The sequence below is a fragment of the Chryseobacterium sp. NG-CE01 genome, from assembly GCF_055695505.1.
Window position 1 is genome coordinate 2174791 of sequence record NZ_CM146369.1, and the last position, 20852, is coordinate 2195642.

The 20852-nt window shown below is 39.1% G+C and carries 16 protein-coding genes; 15 read left to right on the forward strand and 1 reads right to left on the reverse strand.

Annotation, left to right across the window (positions count from 1 at the left end; genetic code table 11):
• Positions 1–71: 71 nt before the first annotated feature.
• Positions 72–743 carry a response regulator transcription factor gene (locus tag ACYT6F_RS10365; protein WP_169232529.1) on the reverse strand — a complete coding sequence of 224 codons (672 nt, stop codon included), beginning with the start codon at positions 741–743 and terminating at the stop codon, positions 72–74.
• 177 nt (positions 744–920) lie between these two features.
• On the opposite strand from ACYT6F_RS10365, the gene tssO reads away from it, so the two are divergent.
• The 15 genes from tssO (at position 921) to ACYT6F_RS10440 (ending at position 20525) form a co-directional block, all read left to right on the forward strand.
• Positions 921–1457 (forward strand): type VI secretion system TssO, encoded by a 537-nt coding sequence (gene tssO, locus ACYT6F_RS10370; protein ID WP_472597618.1) that lies wholly within the window; start codon positions 921–923, stop codon positions 1455–1457.
• Between the two features lie 12 nt (positions 1458–1469).
• Positions 1470–1997, forward strand: a complete 528-nt coding sequence (locus ACYT6F_RS10375; RefSeq protein ID WP_472597619.1) for a type VI secretion system transmembrane protein TssO — start codon at positions 1470–1472, stop codon at positions 1995–1997.
• A gap of 60 nt (positions 1998–2057) precedes the next feature.
• Entirely contained in the window at positions 2058–2966 is a 909-nt protein-coding gene (locus ACYT6F_RS10380) for a PKD domain-containing protein (RefSeq protein WP_472597620.1), read from the forward strand.
• 45 nt (positions 2967–3011) lie between these two features.
• Complete coding sequence (gene tssR, locus ACYT6F_RS10385) at positions 3012–5411, forward strand: type VI secretion system protein TssR domain-containing protein (RefSeq protein ID WP_472597621.1); 2400 nt, start codon at positions 3012–3014, stop codon at positions 5409–5411.
• Between the two features lie 95 nt (positions 5412–5506).
• Entirely contained in the window at positions 5507–6010 is a 504-nt protein-coding gene (locus ACYT6F_RS10390) for a DUF4280 domain-containing protein (protein ID WP_472597622.1), read from the forward strand.
• A gap of 23 nt (positions 6011–6033) precedes the next feature.
• The gene (locus ACYT6F_RS10395; RefSeq protein ID WP_472597623.1) at positions 6034–9174 is read left to right on the forward strand and encodes a peptidoglycan DD-metalloendopeptidase family protein; all 3141 of its coding nucleotides are present in this window, start codon (positions 6034–6036) and stop codon (positions 9172–9174) included.
• 16 nt (positions 9175–9190) lie between these two features.
• Positions 9191–9853 carry a hypothetical protein gene (locus ACYT6F_RS10400; protein WP_472597624.1) on the forward strand — a complete coding sequence of 221 codons (663 nt, stop codon included), beginning with the start codon at positions 9191–9193 and terminating at the stop codon, positions 9851–9853.
• Between the two features lie 142 nt (positions 9854–9995).
• A complete protein-coding gene (locus ACYT6F_RS10405; RefSeq protein WP_472597625.1) occupies positions 9996–10526 on the forward strand; it encodes a hypothetical protein in 531 nt (176 codons plus the stop codon).
• Between the two features lie 77 nt (positions 10527–10603).
• Positions 10604–11566 (forward strand): hypothetical protein, encoded by a 963-nt coding sequence (locus ACYT6F_RS10410; RefSeq protein ID WP_472597626.1) that lies wholly within the window; start codon positions 10604–10606, stop codon positions 11564–11566.
• A 188-nt stretch (positions 11567–11754) separates the two neighbouring features.
• Entirely contained in the window at positions 11755–12159 is a 405-nt protein-coding gene (gene tssD, locus ACYT6F_RS10415) for a type VI secretion system tube protein TssD (protein ID WP_042720532.1), read from the forward strand.
• 270 nt (positions 12160–12429) lie between these two features.
• Positions 12430–14925 carry an ATP-dependent Clp protease ATP-binding subunit gene (locus ACYT6F_RS10420; protein ID WP_472597627.1) on the forward strand — a complete coding sequence of 832 codons (2496 nt, stop codon included), beginning with the start codon at positions 12430–12432 and terminating at the stop codon, positions 14923–14925.
• Between the two features lie 44 nt (positions 14926–14969).
• The gene (locus tag ACYT6F_RS10425; protein ID WP_472597628.1) at positions 14970–15839 is read left to right on the forward strand and encodes a lytic transglycosylase domain-containing protein; all 870 of its coding nucleotides are present in this window, start codon (positions 14970–14972) and stop codon (positions 15837–15839) included.
• Positions 15840–15884: 45 nt separating this feature from the next.
• On the forward strand, positions 15885–17822 hold the full coding sequence (locus ACYT6F_RS10430; RefSeq protein ID WP_472597629.1) for a type VI secretion system Vgr family protein: 1938 nt from the start codon (positions 15885–15887) through the stop codon (positions 17820–17822).
• A 2-nt stretch (positions 17823–17824) separates the two neighbouring features.
• Positions 17825–19459, forward strand: a complete 1635-nt coding sequence (locus ACYT6F_RS10435) for a T6SS phospholipase effector Tle1-like catalytic domain-containing protein (protein ID WP_472597630.1) — start codon at positions 17825–17827, stop codon at positions 19457–19459.
• Positions 19452–20525 (forward strand): DUF2931 family protein, encoded by a 1074-nt coding sequence (locus ACYT6F_RS10440; protein WP_472597631.1) that lies wholly within the window; start codon positions 19452–19454, stop codon positions 20523–20525. The genes ACYT6F_RS10435 and ACYT6F_RS10440 overlap by 8 nt, the downstream gene beginning before the upstream one ends.
• The last annotated feature ends 327 nt before the right edge of the window (positions 20526–20852 follow it).

A 20852-nucleotide genomic window follows, 5' to 3' on the forward strand; every position in this document is an offset into this window, starting at 1 on the left:
GGTAAAATATTTTTCGGTAAGCGATTGAAAACTGACTGTTTACTTACCGTTAAGTTATTATTAAATCACCATTACATACTGGAATTGTAGTACCCGTTCTCTACACAGAAGCGGATAAGGTGGAGTTTTGTCTTCAGTCCCAGTTTTTCTGTAAGACGGTTGATATAGGTATCTATGGTTCTTGTACTGAGATTAAGTTTTTCGCCAATTTCTTTATTGCTGAAGCCTTCATAGCAGAATTTCATAAGCTGGATTTCCGTAGGCGAAAGCTCTTCCTGGCTCTTTTTCTGTCTTTCCATATAATCCATTACGGCCAGCGGCTGCTGTTCCCATAAATGGGTGTATGCTTCATAATCGAAGCTATCGCCCGTTATTTTTCCTTTGATAATATCTTTAATGACACTGCTTTTTTTCTGGCAGTAATATAAATTGGGAATTTTGGAAAGAATTTCCGCCATATCTTCCTGGTAGGTTCCGGAATATGTAATGATAGGCGTTTCGGTATTGCTTTTTCGGATGTATTTTATGGCTTCAAGTCCGCTTAGCACGGGCATAAAAAGCTCTACAATAAATACATCTTCCTGCCTTCTGTAATTCCTGCTGATCAGCTCGTGACCATTATTACAATCGTTTAGAAGTATATAGAAAGGATTTTCCGTAAGCATCTTGATCAGGATTTTTTTAAAATAAAAATCACTGTCTGCAATGGAAAACCGCACAGTATTGGTCAATAATTTGCTCACGTTAATATCGATTTGGTGAATGATGATATAATCAGATCACTAAATTATGAAAATTAGCTGAAAGTGAAAATTAAACTTAATTTAATTGAGATAATAATATTATTTCATTAAAATTCGTAAATTTTGTGAATAAATTATTTTTTTATAATTTCACCAAACCAAACAAATCACAAACATATGTCTTCGAACCGGGAGAAAAAACTAAACAAAGCAGACGTCAGGATAGGCATTTGGAAATTTGTTCTATCATTTATCGTCTTATCAGGTGTTTCCTTCATCTGTGTATTTTTCTTTTTTAAAAGCTATGACATCCAGAGACAGGGAATCAGAAAAGAAGCAGATGATTACCGTTATCTCCTCACCAGAAGCGATCTTCTGAGAACCCATGTAGACAGCATCCTTTACCGTATGGATCAGCTCGATATCAACAAGGTGGAAAACGATATCTTCCTCAGGAATTCCATTATGGATGATGTAAGAAACGCTAAAAACGTTATGGGCAAAGACAGCGCAGATAACTTTAAGCATTATTCCATTCTTATGAAACAGATAGAGCCGATGCTGGCCCTGAAAAAGCAGATCATAGAAGTTTCCTACAAAGAGCAGGTTGCATTGAGAAACCTCAGCGAATGCAAGGGAAAAATCGGGGTGATTAATAACGAACTCAGGGTAGATCCTACCCGAAAGTTTTCAGGAATAAGACGAAGAAGATAAAGACATAACAGTATGCAAGCACAAGTCACACTATCCAAAAAAGAAAGGCATTATCAGTTTTTATATCTGATTTTAATGCTTTTCGCAGCCCTTATTTTTCTTGGAATTATTTTCCTTAAAGGATATGATTCTCCCTTTTCCGATGAAGACATCGTTTCTGTACAAAGTCTTGAGGAGAAAGCGAAATTCGATCAGAAGCAGAAACAGTCTTTCAAAGTCTTAGACAGCACTTTTTCCATGATCAATAGACTTACCGATGAAGGGCCGCAGCCTTTTGAGGAAAATAATATTGTTTACGGGATTAATGACGTCGTCAGCTTTTTTCAGAACGGAGAAAACATCAATGATATCAGAAAAGACGCTTATCCTCAGATTGCAAAGTTTTACAAAATGTATTTCAATGATAAAAAAGTTGTTTCCAGCAAAACTGAAAACATTAAAAGCTTTGAAAAACAGTTTGATGAATGCTCCATCGGTTTTAAAGAAAAGAAAAGTCAGCTCTTCCAGCGTGAAACCGCTTTAAAATCAAGATCACAGTAAACTTTCTATTACGCCAAAAATTTTACACTAAGCACAATACACATCACACAATCATTAACTATGAATTACTTTCAGAAAAACAAGAAGAACATTATTATCGGTGTTATTGCAACTTTGCTGATTGCTGCACTGGTTGCATTATGGCTGCAGAAGAAAGTGATACACTCTTCCGACGATATTGTCGGGGTTGTATACCCGTCTACCCTGAAAGTGGGCGATACACTTTCATTTGAAGACAAAACACAGTTTGCCAAGACCAAAAGATGGAATTTCGGAGACGGCACCAGCAGTGACAAAAGCAGCGGTATTCATTTTTACAATAAACCGGGGTATTATCAGGTAACATTAATTATTGATAATAAATATTCTAAATCTTTCCCAATTATGGTTTCCGCGAGAAATGTTCCGAAGCCGAAAGATTCCGTAAAAACAACAACACTTATTGATGCGCCATCACAAGCTATGCAGTTTGAAAACGTACAGTTCCGTGCTATTTCAGACGGAAGGCAGTTTACCTGGAAATTCGGTGAAACCGGAAATATTGATTCCAAGGACAAAATGGCTATTTATTCCTACAAAAAACCGGGTGATTATGTGGTGACACTGTATACCGATGAAAGCGTAGAGCCTGTTCTCCATCAGATTAAAATTTTGCCGGCATACGATGCTCTTGAAGAAGAAGTAAGCGTGGAAGACAGCTATGCTAAAATTGATAATGATTTTAAATACCATCTTCAGCAGATCGCCAACGGAAACAGTTTCAATATGCATTACAATTATCTCCTAAGAACTTACCTGTGTAACAACGAAAATACCGTCGTGAAAGTAAATGACAGCAAAGTCAATAACTTCTATATGTATTGCGCGGGACTTCAGTTTGATAAAAATAATGTCATTCAGACCGTTAAAGTAAATTTTGATGATGCACAAAACTGTGTTACGAAAGTAGAAATCAACCAAAGCAAATAACCAGGTCCTTTTTAGGACATCACACCAATCATAAAAGATAAAAGGATGAAAAACAAACTTCCTCTCGCAGCATATTACATAGGAATATCGGTATTACTGACAGCATGCCAGGTAAAATTACCGTCAAAACGAACACCGGAGCCTTCGCAATATGGCCAGGTCGATAATTCACCTGTAATAAATGGTTTTCCCAAAAAAGCAGTTCCGTGGATAGCTATTTCAGACCGTTCAAAAAATACCGCCTACCTCGACAAAAGCGATGAAAAGTCGTATAAGGAAGTTAAATTCCTGGAGCCGCTTATGGTTCTCAAGCACAGGGATGGCATGGTAAAAGTCGCGGAGTATATTCCGGATGCCTTAATGAAAAAAGTCTCATCCAAGCAGGTAAAAACCTACGGCTGGATTCCGGAATCTGACCTCCTTTTATGGAGCAACTCGCTGAAAAGCGAAAAAACAGGCTTCCCGGTAAGGGTTGCAGTAGTTCCGAGCAACAGTGAAGTCATCAGAAACTCTGAACGCTATTATAAAAATGATTCCATCATGGTGTTTAATTCACCGAGTCTTATTGAGCAGGCGAATGTTAAAATTCCCAACGGGCAGATGGTGTATGTCTACAAACAGGCAGAAAACAATAAGAGATTTTTGGTAGGAAAAAAACCAAGTATTGATATAGACAGCATAGGCACCAGTCTTTACGGATGGGTAAGTTCAAACGTTATCTCAAGCTGGGGAGAACGTTCTGCCGTGAAAATGAAAAATACAACAGGAATTACGGAGACTACTTTAGGAATCCATGAAGGAGCTCCGGGAGGAAATGATGCGGAAAACCGCACTGCCGTTCTTCTCACCGATGTCAATAAAAGAACGCCTCTTGAAAATATTTTCCCGGTTACTCTGCCGCTGAACGAAACACCGACTCCGGACTCTAAAACCAAATATTTTACCAATATCCTGGATTACAGTAAAAACTATGTGTTCAATGTGTTGGGAGAACCTATTTACTTTGACCGGTACCGGGAAATTACCGAGAAAAATAAAAAAATCAATATTGTATTTACCCTTGATATCAGTGCGCCCAATGCACCGTATGCACCGATTGTGAAATCTTTGTTGCAGGATTTGCAGCTCAGGTTCGAAAAGCCTTCTTATTTTAATCAGATAAGATATGGTGTAGTTTTGTATAAAAATAATCCTTGCGGTGATAATGTGGCGGTTTCTCCTCTGAATACGGATTACAGTAAAATCACAACATTCATCGACCAGAAAACCAACGAAATGAACTGTGCCAGCAACAGCGGTTACCAACCTGTAAATGAAGGGTTGATGGCAGCCGGAAATCTTCTGTCGAATTTCCCTGATGAAACTAATATTGTGGTTACTGTAGGAACTTCAGCCAGCCAGAGCGGAAATATGTATGGCGTAATCAATTCGCTTACACAGGCCCAGGCAAGATTAATTATGTTCCAGACGAGCGCGCGATCTTCAGATACCTATAATGATTTTGTTCTCATGTCAGAAAATGTGGTAACGAACACGGCCAAAAATATTGCCGAGCTCAAAAAGCAGAAGATCATCAATCAGAATGATGTTTTAACGAAAAATAATTTTAACCTGGTTGAGGGAGACGAAGGTTTCTTCTCTTTAGATTACCCTAAACAAAGCATGGCTCAGGGATTTGTGATCTTTCCTAAAAAAGGAGATATTTCCACTCCCGGATATCTTAAAAAATCTGTAGACAGCCTTATTGCTCAGGTTACCCTCGATAATACAACTTTGGATAAATCTTTAAATGATTACTTCCATTCATCGGTAGGAGCAGGAAGAACAGATGTGGACCTAAAGTATAAATACCTCTATCCGGGACTTACAAATCCTGTTCCTGCAGGTATTGCTGCACAGCTTATCAATTACGGAAATCCATTTCTCGTAAAAGGATACATTCCTAAAGAGCTTAAAGACTACAAACCTGGACTTGAAAAAGGTATTCTTATCTCTGAAACAGAATATGATAATTTAAAATCATTCTACACCGAAGTGTATCAGAAAACCGGTGCGGAAAGAGCAGATTTCAGCCAGGCGAGAGCCGTTAGAGAATACGTAAAATTGCTGAAGAAATACAATCCCACCTTAAAATTCCTGGATAAAGGTGACCTTTACAAGCAGCCGATGTCTTATGCTGTGGGGGTAACTACCGGGTTTGATAATTCAGAAGAAGAACTCATGTCAAAATACATGCTGAAAGGCTGGAAGAAATCTAAAATCGTCACCAATGAAACCGCGAGAAACTACTTCCGGCACTACAAAGATCTTGCAGAAAGAATGCTTTCACACAGAAACGATCCGGCGGTAAAGATCGAGCAGAACGGGCAGACCTTTTATTGGCTCAATGAATATTTTATGCCGGCTATGCAGCCCACGGAACAACCGGAGTATACTAAACATTAATCACTTATAATATAAAAAGCGGAATTAAATTTCCGCTTTTTTAATTTTTTAATGTAATTTTTTTTATCTTTGGTCTTACCCAAATCATAAATATTATGTCCCAGCAATCATCTCCTCATGACGGCAAGCATTTCGTCATTCAGAAAGGTAAAGCCCAGTGCAATCAGGGTGATCAGTTCCCACAGCATAAAGTAACTTCCCATCAGAAACATTTTTGGAATGATTCAGATGGAAATAATGATTTTTTGGCAGTTACAGAAGATGATCTTCAGTTCAACCCTCCGGGGCCAAGCTTCGGAAAATGCAAACTGAAGCCAAGCTCCGGAGGAAATCTTCCCTGTTCCTATGCTCCGGCCGGAAAATGGCAGAAAACATATGACAAAGTGAAAATTTTAGATAAAAAAATCGTAACGGAAGTATCTGAACTGCAATGTGTAATAGGAGGAAAAATTACGATTAAGGATCATGGCCAAAGAGGGCAGATGAGCAAAAAGAATGTAAAAAGTGCCGACAATAAAACGGTACAGCATATTAATCCGCTTGTAAAGATGCAGGACTATAAAGAAACCGTCCTGGAAAGTGAAATTGATGCTTACTAATTAATCTTACAAATACACTTTCTATGTCTAAAAAAGGAGTTTCAAAAATCTCAGGAAATCCTACCCCTACCATTGGGGAAAAGACCACCTATATCGTTACAGACTGGTATCCTTCTACACCTGCCGGTGAAAGAAATCCTGCTGCAGTAACCTGGGAGCTTTTTAAGAAAAGAGCTAACGGAAGTTTTACCTCAACCAATATCAAAAAGCTAGGCGACGGAAGCTTTACATTCGGCGAAGTTGCTGCAAAAAATACCTACCGCCTGGAGGCTTATCTTCATGAGCCGGAAGGCAGAGGTCCTACGACTATTGATATTACTCCGCAACCTGCGGGAACTCCCGAGATCAGTAAAGTGGAACTCAGGTATGCTGATGATACCCCGGGAACCGTTTTCAGCTATGCCGAAAACCTTATTGCGAAAGCGCTCTGCGTGAATCTTACGGGAAAGAAGCTGGTATTTACGCTTTGGGAAGATGATGCGTCAGGAAATGGTCATAATTCAGGTAATCTTTTTGTAGATAAAAAAGATGTGATTGTTGACAGAACCGGAACTGCAACGGCTGAATTTGTATTAACAAAAGCTTTAATGCAGAAAGCAGCTCAGGGTGAAACAGATCCACAGAAACTTGAATTCTATGTTACCGTAGAATATTACAGCAACAGAAAACATGCTACCGGTAACGTTGCGGTTCAGAATCCGGAATATAAAGAACCTGCTCAGCAGACACAGCAATCAGGTCCGTCGCGGCAAAATTCGGAGGCCTCGGAGCCTCCTCAGCAACCTGTTTCAAGAAGACAGGAAAGCGGATCGGAAGAAAATACTGATGCACCTGATGCTTCTAATGAAACCACAGGAACTATAGAACCGGAGCAGCAGCCAACTCCTCAACAGCCTGAAGGGAATACTACAAGTGTTGTCCAGGAACCAAAAGCTGAAAGTCTTCTCGATGCGTATTTTGCGAAAGAAGAATTCACAAAAGAAACCGATGAAACCGACGGCAATTACACCTACACATTTGCATCTAACAACAATAATATCAATAAAGATACTGTTGCACAGATTATTAAAGGTAAAGTAGATCCGGCAGTAAAAAAAGATAAGAAATATGCAAAGTTTGAGACCATTAAAAATGCGCTCACAAAAACTTCCTATGCAAAGGGTGAAACCATTTCTTTTGCTCTGTATAAACTCGGGCCTGTATTTGTAAAAATAAGCAATGCACCGCTGGAAGAAGAAGTATATGTAGTGGCAGCCACCTTGCTTCTTGATGGCAAAGAAGTAAGTATAAATATTAAAGAAAAAGAAGCAATATTAATTGAGAAAGACGCCAATCTACCTGTATTGGAAGCCAAAGAGAACGGAGCTGAAATAACTACCCTGAAAGCGGTTGCACAAAACGGAATCGCTAAAGTTAAAATAAAACTTCGCCCGAAATCCGATGATACGCTGAAAGAATGGAAGGAAAAATTAACAGGGATAAAAGACGGGACTTATACCTATAAATTCGGAGGAAACGGAAATAATACAGCCACGGCGCAGCAAAAGAAAAGAATTGCAGGGGTTATCATTAATAAAATAAAAACCGAACTGGCAGAACAAAAAAAATTTGCAAAAAGTGAGGCTATAGAAAAGGCGCTCACTAAGGAAGTCTATAACAAAGACGAGCAGATTACCTTTGATGTTTACAAAAGCGTAACCGAATATTTGTGGCTTAAAGCAGAATGTACAGGAGATTTGCAAAAGCATGAAGGCGAATTCCTGAAAAAAGACGGAGCCTATTTCGAGATTGGCAAAAAGTGTCCGAGATGTACCGAAAAAATCACCATTGAGCAAATTGAAGAGCTGTATGGTGCTTTACCTGCTCATAAAGCGTTCAGGCAGGAAGTGGTTGATAATCTGAATAAATATATTTTTGATTCCGGGAAAGATATTCATATTAACACCTGTCTCAGAAAAGCCCATTTCTTTGCGCAGGTAGGTGCCGAAACATTAGGCATCAACCCGGACTGGATGGTGGAAACAGATAAATTCCGGTACTCGAAATCAAGAAGTTTGAGTATTTTCGGACAAAGGGCAGCCAACCTGAATGCTGCAGGGCTACTGGAAACCTATTGCAGCGAAAATCCGCAGAAAAGACTGATGAATTATATGTATGCCGCAGAAAACGGCTTTGGAAACGGAAACGGTAATGAAGCCAGCGGCGATGGCTATCTGTTCAGGGGAAGAGGATTGAAGCAGCTTACCGGACGGGGAAATTACAGAAGCGCTGCCAATTATATCAGAGAAATTTTCCCTGATGAGTACACAGATCTGGAAGCTGATCCGGATAAAGTAAAAGAGGCTAAATATGCTGTTTTAACGGCAATTGCCTTCTGGGAAAAACATGAAATCTGGAAAACGGCAGATACTGTAAAAGTCTCTACACTTGATAATGTCAAGAAAGTAAGAAGGCTTGTCAACCCGGGACTGGCAGGATTGGGCGATGCCAAATCGTATTTTGATAAAGGAATCAATGTATTTAAAGTAAATTCATGCTCTCCTGTTGAAGGAGGTGATTCTGAATGGCATGATCCGATAGACAATCCGCAAAGGACATATTATAATTCAAGCGGTGCGCATAAAGAGCAAAACGGAGCTTTTGGACCGGTGAGAACAAAAATTGTCAATGGACAGGCAGTTCCGAAAAACCATCAGGGACTGGATATCTTTGCTGACATTGATACTCCATGCAAAGCTTGTCTGGACGGAACTATTGTAAGCTATATGAATGAAGGGAGCGCAGGGTACGGAAATGTACTCGTTCTGGAAGTCAGCGGGGAAGATTTAAGAAAAGCCAAAAGAAATTATACGCACGAATTTACCGCAGAGGTAGAAAGTGGATCAGGTTTTGATATTAATGCTGATAAATTTTATCTTCGTTATGCGCATTTGAAATCGGCAGTTAAAACAAGCGGAGAAGTAACGGCTGGTGAAACTATCTGCTATTCAGGTGATTCGGGGAATGCAAGCGGGGTTCCGAATCCGCATCTCCACTTTGAAGTTGCCATGAATGCAACCGGGAACGGAACAGGTCTGCAAAACAGATACAATCCTGCTTATTTTGTAAGGCTTACAGCAATCGATCAGCCGGCGCAGCAGACTGTAAAGGAAGCCAGATCTTAATGTTAATAAAAAATGTATGTACAAATCGCTTTTTAAAATATCAATTTTACTGTTCGGGCTTACCTTTTTCAGCTGTAAAGAAAACCGACAGCAGGTTGCAGATGACAAAAAGGTAACAGCGCCAGCAGTTATTCAGGCTGCTAATCTCAACGTTACAGAAAGTAGCAAAAGAATGCCGGAAAGCGCAGATCAAGAAATTTCTTTTGATATTGTAAATCCTTTCAGGAAAGATAACTATGAAAACTGTTACGTTCATGGAGCTACAAGGCTTATCCATAAAACAGACAACAGTTTTATGCTTACAAAAAAGGATTTTGCCATTACGGATGTCGATTTTTCTGATAGTAATTATGAAGGGCCGGGATATACCATCTATTCTTATCAGTCTTCATCAAATAAAAACATCGAGATTATTATTATTGAAGGTCAGGCGGATATCGGTACAGCATGGTATTATGTAGTAGTTCTGGATGGTGAAGATCTCGTAGACAAATTTTATGTAAAAGAGCCGAGGGCCAATTCAGAAAATACGGATATGAAAGATTTTATTAACGTTGCACTGAAAGATAAAGATCTTATACTGAAGTTTAGAAAAGATAAGATTGCCCAATATTCAAAGCCTCCGGCAGATCTGAGAAAGGAGGGAGGTTATTTATGTTTGGATAAAAAGATCAAATAATTCTGTTACAAAAATAATATAAAGAGGTATACTTCGTGTATAGCCTCTTTTTTGTTGAAAAGTGCATTTATAATTTACATTAAATATTTCAGACGGAAAAATATGTATTTTTGATGTATCAATCACATAAAAATAGACTTTTATGATCAGTAAAAACTTTTCCGTTATATGTCTTCTTGCGGCACTCTGTTTGGTTTCATGCAAAAAAAATCAGGACCGGCACGAAAAAAACACCAAAGATTCTACAACTGTTTCAGAGGTAAAAAGGCAAGCTTCACAGCCTATCCTTAATCGTAAAACGGAAAAAACAGATTCTGCTGCCGGAGACGGTCAGAGTCAGGATAAAGCAACAATGCCGGTGTCAAAAAAAACTTTAGACGGAGTTTTTGTAGCCGGTAGCTGCGATGGCGGAAGATTCTCAATAGAATTTAAAAATACAGGCGGACAGTCCACATTCAAAATATTCGATAAAAAGAAAATCATTGCAGCAGGAAATGTGTCGGCTGAAGCAGATGAAAAAACAGGAGAAATTACCAACCTTGAAATGGGCGAAATCGGAGGTCTGTATGACGGTGATAAAATTGTTATCCAGAACTACGGAAATTCTATGAACGAATTTGATCATTTTACACAGTGCGGAGACAAATATCTGGAATTCACCAGACAGAAATAATAGATAAAATTGCCTGGCCAGCTATTTTGTAAACTAAAATTTTTACGCTAAATTAGGTAAAGCCAAAAACAGAATATATGATCGTTCATTTTATACTTTCCGGGGAAACGCTGGAGAGCATATCTGAAGAAATTCATCTTGAAAATCCCGTATATCTTAAAGAATTTCACAATAAACATTGTGCAAGAGAAGATTTTATACAGGATCAGCTCATCCCCGGAAAAAAGCTGCTGATTCCCGGCATCAACAAAGTGCGTGATTACAACAGTCTTAACGATGCTCCCTTTAAAAATCCAAAGCTGAATCCGGAAATTTCGTTTAATCCGGAAAATTTCAGCAGAATATATTCTGTGGTTAATAAAGAAATTTACGAAAACGAGCTTGAAAGACGACATGCTGTTCTTACCTATACGGTTTCTGTAAAATGGATGCGAAACGAAAACGGGTCTCATATTTTTCATCTCTTTAAAAATAATTTTTCCGACGGGCAGGGAAGCATGATGACAGATTTGGCTTCAGAATCCATCCGCTCGCTTAATCCGCTCGAAATTAAAACCGATCTCAAAGGAAATTTGTTGAGCATACATCTCACTCAGCACACAATTGATAATTTTGGAAAAATTACAGAACGTCTATCAGATCTTTTTCCTGATCAGTATGCCGGTATTTATCTTGACGAATTTGAAAGGGCTGTGAGGAACAGAAGTGTTTTTAATTCAAGAATGAAAAATGATGTTTTTATTAAAAACTATTTTGCATCGGTAAGAAACAGATTTCAGAACGGAAAATCATTCCTTCATCAATCGGTTGGAGAAGAAAATACATCAATAACGCTTCGGCAGAAAATTGAAGATCCGGATTATGAAAAAGAAATGGTCATATTTCAGACCGTTGAAGATTCCGAAAATGAAATTGAATTTTCAGGAAAATATTCTTTGGATACCAAAACAGGATTGGTTAAAAATATAGACATACACTACATTATTTCTCAATTTGGTGTTAGAAATTCCAGTTTTTTTACGGTAACAGAGTTGTCTTAATCATTTATTAATACGATGATGTTAAAGATAGGTTAAATCATTTGTAGTAGAATTACTACATGAAGTCGTAGAATTACTACAAAATATCAGATAGTGGTGAAAAAACTTTTTTTAGAAAGCGTATGCTCCTACCTTTGTTACACAATCACCGAATCACAAAATATTATTAACGATTAAAATTTACCATCATGGCAGCAAATTCAAGAGGAATTCTTAAATTCAATGGAGGAGAAGGTCAGAAACTGTTAAAGCTGAACTACAGTGTGTCAAGATCAACAGACGTATCGGGCAGAGTAGCTTCAGATCCTTCCAACGCAATCATCAAAGTAACTGTAGAAGCAACTGAAAAATCAGATATTCTTGAAAGTTTACTTAACGGAAAATATAAGCCTACAACAGGTGAAATCACATTCAACAAATCTCACGAAGAAGGTACATTAATTACACTGAACTGGGAAAACGGATATGTAATTCAGCACGAAGTAGACTTTGACGCCGTAGACGAAAACAGCATGCTGGTCAGCTTCATCATCAGTGCAGAAACGATTGATTACGGAAACTCCAAGTATGAAGGACTTTGGCCTTCAAGCTAAAAAAACTACACGTAATTTAATATTCATAAGGGAAAGACCGTCACACGAGGCGGTCTTTTTTACCATTAACGGCAGTGGCTTATTATGTTTTAAATAATATTTGCTGCCGCTTCAAAAACAGATATTTTTTCCTCTAAAAAAAACTGATATATTAGTAAAAGGTAAAAGATTCAGTAGGTTATGGATTAATTTTTGCTGCTGTTTAGCGAAACATAACCGATGGAAAATTACCGCACCATAAGAAAATATTAATTTGAGAAAAAATACATAATGGGAGTACTAGTAACCAACGAGACCGTAAAACAGCTATTTCATATTGCGCAGTCTATTGCGAAGGAAAATTATAACGGAACCTATGGCGGGCCGCATATTCTGCAGGCTTTGATGCACAAAGATATCGGTATTTCCGATTTTCTGAAAAGCATTGATAAAGATCCGGGATATTTCTACGAATGGGCAGATGTGCGAATTGAAGACTATCCCAAGACAACCCATCTTCCCGATGAGGTAAAAGAGGACGAATCGGTAGATACCATCGTGGAAGAAGCAGATGATATCCGTTTAAAGCTTGGTTTGGATGAGATCACTCCGATTTGCATTCTGACAGCAATTGTAAAACCGCAGGTGGCATTTTCGCTCCAGCAGCTGAAATCGTTGCCTCTCAGAGAACATGAAATTTTCAACCTGTATAGAAAAGACACACCGTATGAAAGTTTAGGTGATCAGGAATTTTCTTCTCTGTTTTCAAATGGATCAGATTATTCGGATCATTCTTTTCCTTCCATTAAAAATTATTGTATAGACCGAACGGCGCAGGCCAGAAAGGGGGAGCTTGAAAATATTATCGGAAGAGATAAAGAACTCAGAATGCTGGTCGAAATACTCTGCCGGAGAAGCAAACCGAATGTAATTATCATCGGAGAACCGGGCGTAGGGAAGACTGCTCTCGTAGAAGGTTTTGCGATCGAAATCACCAAAGGCAACGTTCCTGAAATGCTTAAAAACGGAACATTGCTTGAGCTGGATACCGGTGCTCTATTAGCCGGAACTTCTTACAAAGGCGAAATTGAAGATCGTTTGAAAAAAATAATCAACGAATGCAAAAAGATAGAGAAAGCCATTCTTTTCATTGATGAAATTCATACCCTTCTTGATCCTAAAGGCAGCATCGGAAATGTAGCCAATTTACTGAAGCCGGAACTGGCGAGAGGCGAAATCACCGTAATTGGTGCAACAACACAGGAAGAATACAGAAAAATTATTGAACCGGAACAAGCGTTTAACAGGCGTTTCGAAGTACTCACTGTACATGAGCCGGATGAGAAAACCTGCGTTAAAATGATCGACGTTCTTCTCGAAGGCTACAAAAAACATCACGGAATAGAAGTTGAAAAAACAGCTCTGCCCGAATGTGTGCGCCTTGCTAAACGTTATGCTAAAGGTAAAAAATTACCGGATGCTGCTATCGATTTGCTTGATAGAACAATGGCCGCCATCAAAATGCTTGATGAACTTTCTGAAAAAGAACTTGAAAGCTGGAAAACAAAGTATGACGAAATTCTCAAAGAAGAATATTTCGATGAAAAAGATAAAGCAGATGAACTGATCTGGACCTATAATTTACTGAGGGATAAAATCAGCCCGATTTTATGGGGATCGCTCAGCGAACAACCGCAGATCGACAATTCCATGCCGGTGGAGCAAATCAGGAAAACAATTGAAGATACCTATGCCGAATTGTTGCAGCATGCCGCCAAAAAGAGAGAAAAAGTTGACCGACTTGAGCTGGCAGCAGTAATGGCTGCAAAAACCAATATTCCGATAGGGAAAATCCAGGCACAGGAAAAAGAAAAGCTGCTGAATATGGAATCTCTTCTCATGAACAGAGTTGTAGGGCAGGATCATGCCCTGAAAATCCTTTCTGATGCGATTGTGGAAAACCGAAGCGGACTCAATAAACCGGGACAGCCAATAGGATCTTTCTTCCTCCTCGGACCTACCGGAACAGGGAAAACGGAACTGGCAAAATCAATGGCCGAATTGCTTTTTAATGATGAGAAAGCGATGGTTCGTTTTGATATGTCGGAATTTAAAGAAGAACATTCTGCAGCACTTCTGTATGGCGCACCTCCGGGATATGTTGGGTACGAAGAGGGCGGTATGCTTGTAAATAAAATCCGTCAGCAGCCCTACACCGTGGTTTTATTTGATGAAATTGAAAAAGCGCACCACTCGGTTTTTGATGTCTTCTTACAGATCATGGATGAAGGAAAAGTACATGATAAACTGGGGAAAGAAGGAGACTTCAGCAATGCATTGATATTATTTACCTCCAATATCGGAAGTGAAGAAATTGTAAAGCAGTTTGAAGAAGGCAAAGTTCCGGAATCATCTTCTCTGATGCAGATTATGTCGAACTCAGGACGTTTCAGACCGGAGTTTTTGGCAAGAATTACGGAGATTATTCCTTTTGCACCAATCACCGAATCTATTGCTGAAAGAATTTTCAATATTCAGTTGAAATCCCTTCACACATCATTGACGAGATTGGGAATTGCCCTTAAAATTTCAGATGAAGCCGTGAAAAATCTTGCACTGGGCGGATTCAGCAGTAAATATGGAGCAAGACAGATTTCAGGGGTAATCAGATCCCAGCTTGCACGGCCGATCTCCAAAATGATTGTCAGGGAAGAAGTAAAAGCCGGGCAGACCATTCATATAGATTGGAATACAGAGGAGGAAAAATTGACCTGGAAAGTAGAATAAACAAACGATATACGTTAAATTTCTTATTTACGTTTAATAAGTATATGAAACCAAATCTCAAAAATATCATCCTGACAGGATTATTGCTGTTGTGCCCACATATCGTGGATGCACAGTTTCTTTCCGCTTCAGATACTTCGGAAAACAGTGTGAGAAAATATAAAAGTATCATCAGTTCCAATAAAGAAATTGTTGAATTTATAGAATATTCCCTTGCAAAAAAAGGTCTTCCGAAACACCTCAGAAATTTGGCTTTAATTGAATCGCATTTCAACAGGAATATCACTTCCGGGGCCGGAGCAGTGGGTGTCTGGCAGTTTATGACTTCTCATGCGAACCAGTATGGCCTTACCCAACAGAACAGAAATGATCTGTATAAAAGTACGAAGACGGCCGTCATCTCACTTACCAGTCTTTACAAGAAATACAATAACTGGATTACGGTGGTAGCGGCCTATAATTGTGGCGAAGGAAATATCGCAAAGGCTATGGCTGCAGCCAACTCATCTCAATATCATGTATTTTATAAATTTTTGCCGGAAGAAACCATTAATCATGTAAAAAAATATCTGAATGCCTGCTATGCTACCGGAGAGCTTCAGAGCGTTTTAAGCAATTACAATTCTTCCAGGATGAACACCGTATTTTTTGTAAACGGAGGAAGCAAAATGAATAATGAATTCCTCGCAGAAACAGACATCAATGCAGGGTTTAATTTAAATGTAATAGCCGATGAACTTGATATGGATGTCACTAAGCTCCTTTCCTGGAACCCTGAAATTTCTAGGCAGCTTCAGGATAAGGGTGAAGGAACATTGTATCTCCCGAAAGATATTATGCCGGATTTTCTATTGAGAAAGAACAAAATTCTCTCCCGGTCTATAAAAGAAATCAATACATCAAACACCAAATAGCAGAACACCAAGCGATCATGTTTAACCTTTCAAATCACAGGTAATATGAAAACAGAACCTCAAAACATACTTAAAAGCCCTTCATTTCGTCCATCTCAGAATGCTGACGGAATTTCGGAGAATCATCATGCAGGTATCAACAGGCTGGTGAAACTGTCCATCGTTATTGAAGGAAAAGTTATTAAATACTATAAACATTTCAAGCTTACACAGAGTACAGGGAGACATCATGAATTTAGTCTTACGCTGGCGCATGATGCACTGGGCGACCGGCAGACCCACACTCTTGAAGAAGCCAACAAATTTCTTGGCAAAAGACTCACTGTTGTTATTTCCTATAAAGATATTGATAACAGCCCGGAAAGAACGTTTGTAGGTGTTATCACAGGAGTGGGTTTCAGCCAGGAAAAAATGAGTCTCGGGAATATTGTTTTAACAGGCTATAGCCCGACCATTCTATTAGACGGTGCACCACATATCCAGAGTTTCGGAGGCGGATCTCCTGTGAATATGGGAATTATTGCCAACGAAGTCATCAAACAAGGCATCGATTCCAGCCGTTTCGATGTAAGGGTAGATACCAATGACTATTCACAGATTATTTACAGCAGCCAGTACGACGAGACCCATTATAACTATTTGGCAAGAATGGCTGAAGCGTACGGTGAACAGTTTTATTACGACGGAGAGGTGCTTCATTTCGGTAAATTGCCGCCTCAGAATAAGCCTATTAAATTAACCTACGGTAGCAGCGCCAATGATATAAAGGTGGAATTAAAGGCAGTTCATACCAAGCCTCAGTTTTACGGTTACAACAGCAGTAAAAATGAAAAGCTCAAATCTGGCGATACACCTGTTCAGCATGTGGGAGATTTGGCCAAAACCGCATATGCACACAATGAAAAAATTTACAAAACTCCCGCTCTTCAGGTTGCTCCTATAAAAGCTTCAACACATCTCGATGTAGAATATTCACAGAAGAGTACATCCGGAAGCCAGGCAGTGAATGTATTTTCTTTATCCGGAAATACTACAGTACCTTTCCTGCATCCCGGTTGTGTAGTAGATGTCCAGATGCGTAAAATAGATACCAATGAATCTTCATACTTTACAAGAATCATGGTTACTGAAGTTTCCCATGAAGTGGATACAAGAGGACATTACACCGGAACTTTTGAAGGTATTGCTTCCGATACCGGTTTTCTCCCAAAACCTGAATTTAAAGTTCCTAAAGCAGAACCGCAGATTGCAACCGTAATTTCTAATGCAGATCCTGAAGGACAGGGAAGAGTACAGGTGCGGTTCGACTGGCAGAACAATGATACAACCCATTTTATCAGGATGATGAGTCCCGATGCGGGAGGAACAGACAAAATTACTCAGAATAGAGGGTACGTTGCTATTCCGGAAGTCGGAGACCAGGTTATGGTAAATTTCGTACACAGCCATCCAGACAGACCTTTTGTCATGGGAGGAATGTTTCACGGTGGAGTCGGACTGGGCGGCGGAGCCGACAACAGGGTAAAATCAATCCAGACCAGAAGTGGCCACAGAATTGTTTTTACCGAAGATGAAAGCATTATTATTACGGATAAATCAGGAAATGAAATTCATCTCGATACTATGGGAAGCAATATTACCATCACTGCTCCCGAAACCATGACCTTGAATTGCAAGAATATGAATATCAATGTCGGAATGAACATGACAACCAATGTCGGAATGAATAAATCCGATACCATTATGGTGAATCATACCGAAAGTGTGGGATCTATGAAATATCTTTCCACCGGTGCCGATTTCATGACCAACGTAGTGGGAAAAATGAGTCATTACGTAAAAGGAGATATGGAAGTATACGGAGAAAAAGAACATAAACTGACCTCTATGAAAGGTATTCAGGTCAGTAGTGAAGGAAAAGTAGAACATCATTCGGAAAAAGAAGTTCAGAATAATAGCGGAGAGAAATCTAAAAATTATTAATCATGAGCATCGAATATTTTGTAGAAGGCAAAACAGTTACCCAGACAGGCGGTAACTACAAAGCCTACGCTAAAGAAGGCATCAGCCACAGCAGCGCAGTTTCGGTGGAGCAGAAAGGAAAACAGACAGGTGTGAGCTACAACCCCGCCCAGAAAATCAATCCTTACGACAAGCCTGTTAATACGATTGATGTAAGTCTTAATCTGTTTTTTGACGGAACGCTTAATAATAAAACAAATACGCAGGCGGGAGCAAAGCAGAACAAGCCGAAAGGAAGCTACGCCAATGATTTCAGTAACGTGGCAAGAGGGTATGATTGCATTGATCCGAATGCACAAAATCAGGTTGCCTATTATGTTGAAGGAATTGGAACCGTTGATAATAAATCCGATAATGATACCTTATGGCTTTTCCCGGCTAAAGGCGCAGGAATGGGAATAAGTGCGAGAGGAGTAAAGGCCAAAGCAACAAAAGGCTGCGTAAAAGGTGCCGAAGCAATTCAAAAAAAATTTCAGGGTAAAAAAATTGATGTACTTACAGTGAATGTTTACGGGTTCAGCAGGGGAGCTGCAGCCGCCCGCCATTTTTTACACATCGCCGGTACAACAGTCAACTCCCAAAAGATTTCAGATAAACAAATCCTTGTATATCCGCCCGAAGATTACGAAAAATCGGATGCCGAACCTAAGCCGAATCAATATATTATTGTTAACGAACCGGATTTTCCATTACTCAAGTATGGATATTTCGGAGCCTGTCTCATCCAGCAGAAGCTTCAGGTTAAAACCGTACGGTTTAATTTTGTAGGTCTCTATGATACGGTGGCCTCATTTGGGGTTAATCATAAAGGCACTTCATTATTCGGTTTCAGCATTATCGATGACGATTCCAAGCAACTCGGGCTCAATGCTGTGAGAAACGCATCATTTGTGCTGCAGCTCGCCTCATCCGACGAATACCGTGACAATTTCAGCCTTACCAATATAGACAGTGCCGGAATCAGGGGGTTACAACTTACCTTACCCGGAGTACACTCAGATATTGGCGGCGGTTACGTAAACAATGATAAGGAAGACGTTTTATTGCACGAGGAAATTAATTCCAGCAAAGAATGTGAGAGATTCAGGAAGATACTCATTGATGAAGGATGGTACAATCCGGAACAGATCACGATCGCATCCAGTATCATTCCGTCCCGTACCGCAGCCATAAAATATAAGCTTTGGGGAAAAAGAAAAGAAGTTTCAAATGAATATGATAAAATACCGCTTCACAATATGTTTTATTACTCAAAAGAGTTTGATGTAAAATATAATGAAGGCTTGGTAGCAGATCATAAGATTAAAGATAGTTTTATCATAGGCGTCAGCAACAAACTTACTGCAAAATATATTGCTTCCTGCAATAATTTAAGAAATCAGTATGTAAAAGAATATAATGCCGGAAAACATCCTTCAGCAGGGGAATATATAAGCAGGGCAGGAAGCTATTCTTATACGGATTCCGAAATCGATATTAAAAAATTGAGGAATGTTTATTTACACTGGTCTGCCAATCTCGATTCATTTGGTATGGGACCGAGATTTTCAGGCGCAAAAACGGCAGCAGAACGCAAAAGATATATATTAAATGGATAAATGGAAAGCCCTTATTATTGGTCTGGGGATGCTCCAGCTCATGAACTGTCAGGATATAAAGAAAAAAGATATACCTATGCCAACTTATGATGTACAGATTTCACATCCGTGGAACAATTATCTTATCACTCCTGTAGAAGATAAAATCATTACACTCGAAGGGGTACCTGCTGGTTTGCCGTATGGCAGTTCGTCCGGAACCTGGGGAGATTCGGGGAAAGGTTTTACAGAACAATCCGGAACGCCGATCGGTGCAGATATTATCTACTTCTCCAGGTACGAAGATGCTTTTTATCATCTAAAGGCAGATTTTCCGAAAGATAAAGTGACAGAATTGGTTCAGCGCGCTTATGCCAATAATGAATCCGATTCTTCAGACGAGCCGTTAAAAGAGTTTATCAGCATCAAAAAAGAACCCGATTATTACGAAAAGTATAATAAAGCAGGGATGTCTTACTATAAATTCGGAACACTTGTATTTGGCTTTGCTCCGAAGGGCATGGTGGTGGTTTGGTTCAAATTCGGATATGTCTCCGTACAGCTTGGGGAATTTAAGGCTGAGGTTGTAAACGACGACAGGGAATATGCGGATAAGCTGTTCTCAAAAATTTCGCAGACCCGGGAAGAGATCAAAAAAAATATGTTCATTCCTGATGCGTCACCCAAAGAATGGGAAAATTATCAGAAAAGGTATTCCTGGTCTCCTTATATCATTTCAGATAATAAAGCATTTCGCTTATTTAAAATACAATCGGAATATTTTAACGGAGAAAGAGAAATTATGCTCCGTCCGTGGGTAATGAAACCACCAATTAAAGAAAGGGCGGTTCCGAAAGAAATCACTTTCTTTTGGGAAACTGGGAAAGGACAGGCTTATGAAGGCCGTGCATTCTTTAATTGGGAAAACGCTAATGAGGTTTTGGAAAAAGCCGGGAAAGATTTTAAACTCAATATTAAAGTAGCGCCCGACAACAGCAATATGGAGATCATGATTAATGATCAGAAGGTTCCTGCAGACAGCACAAGAATTTATCCAAGCGATCTCAAATTTAAAGAATCATACTGATAACAGATATTTTCAGGATCTGAAAATTAAATAAAATAGTAAGATATCCGGCAGTGAATTTTCTCTGCCGGATTTTTAATAAGTATAGGTTAAAATAATTTTAAAAACATATTAAATTAACCTTAATATTTCCCTTTTTTGTAGTGAATTATTAATTTTAATGACGTTATTGTAATCTTATTGTATTGATTGGTAACTATTTATGTGGTATTTTATTTCTTGTGTAGTAGAATTACGACATCAAATCGTAGAATTACGACAAAAAATAAAATTAATATTACAAAACTTTCAGAATAAAAATTTGTGCTATATCTTTGACTCAACAAA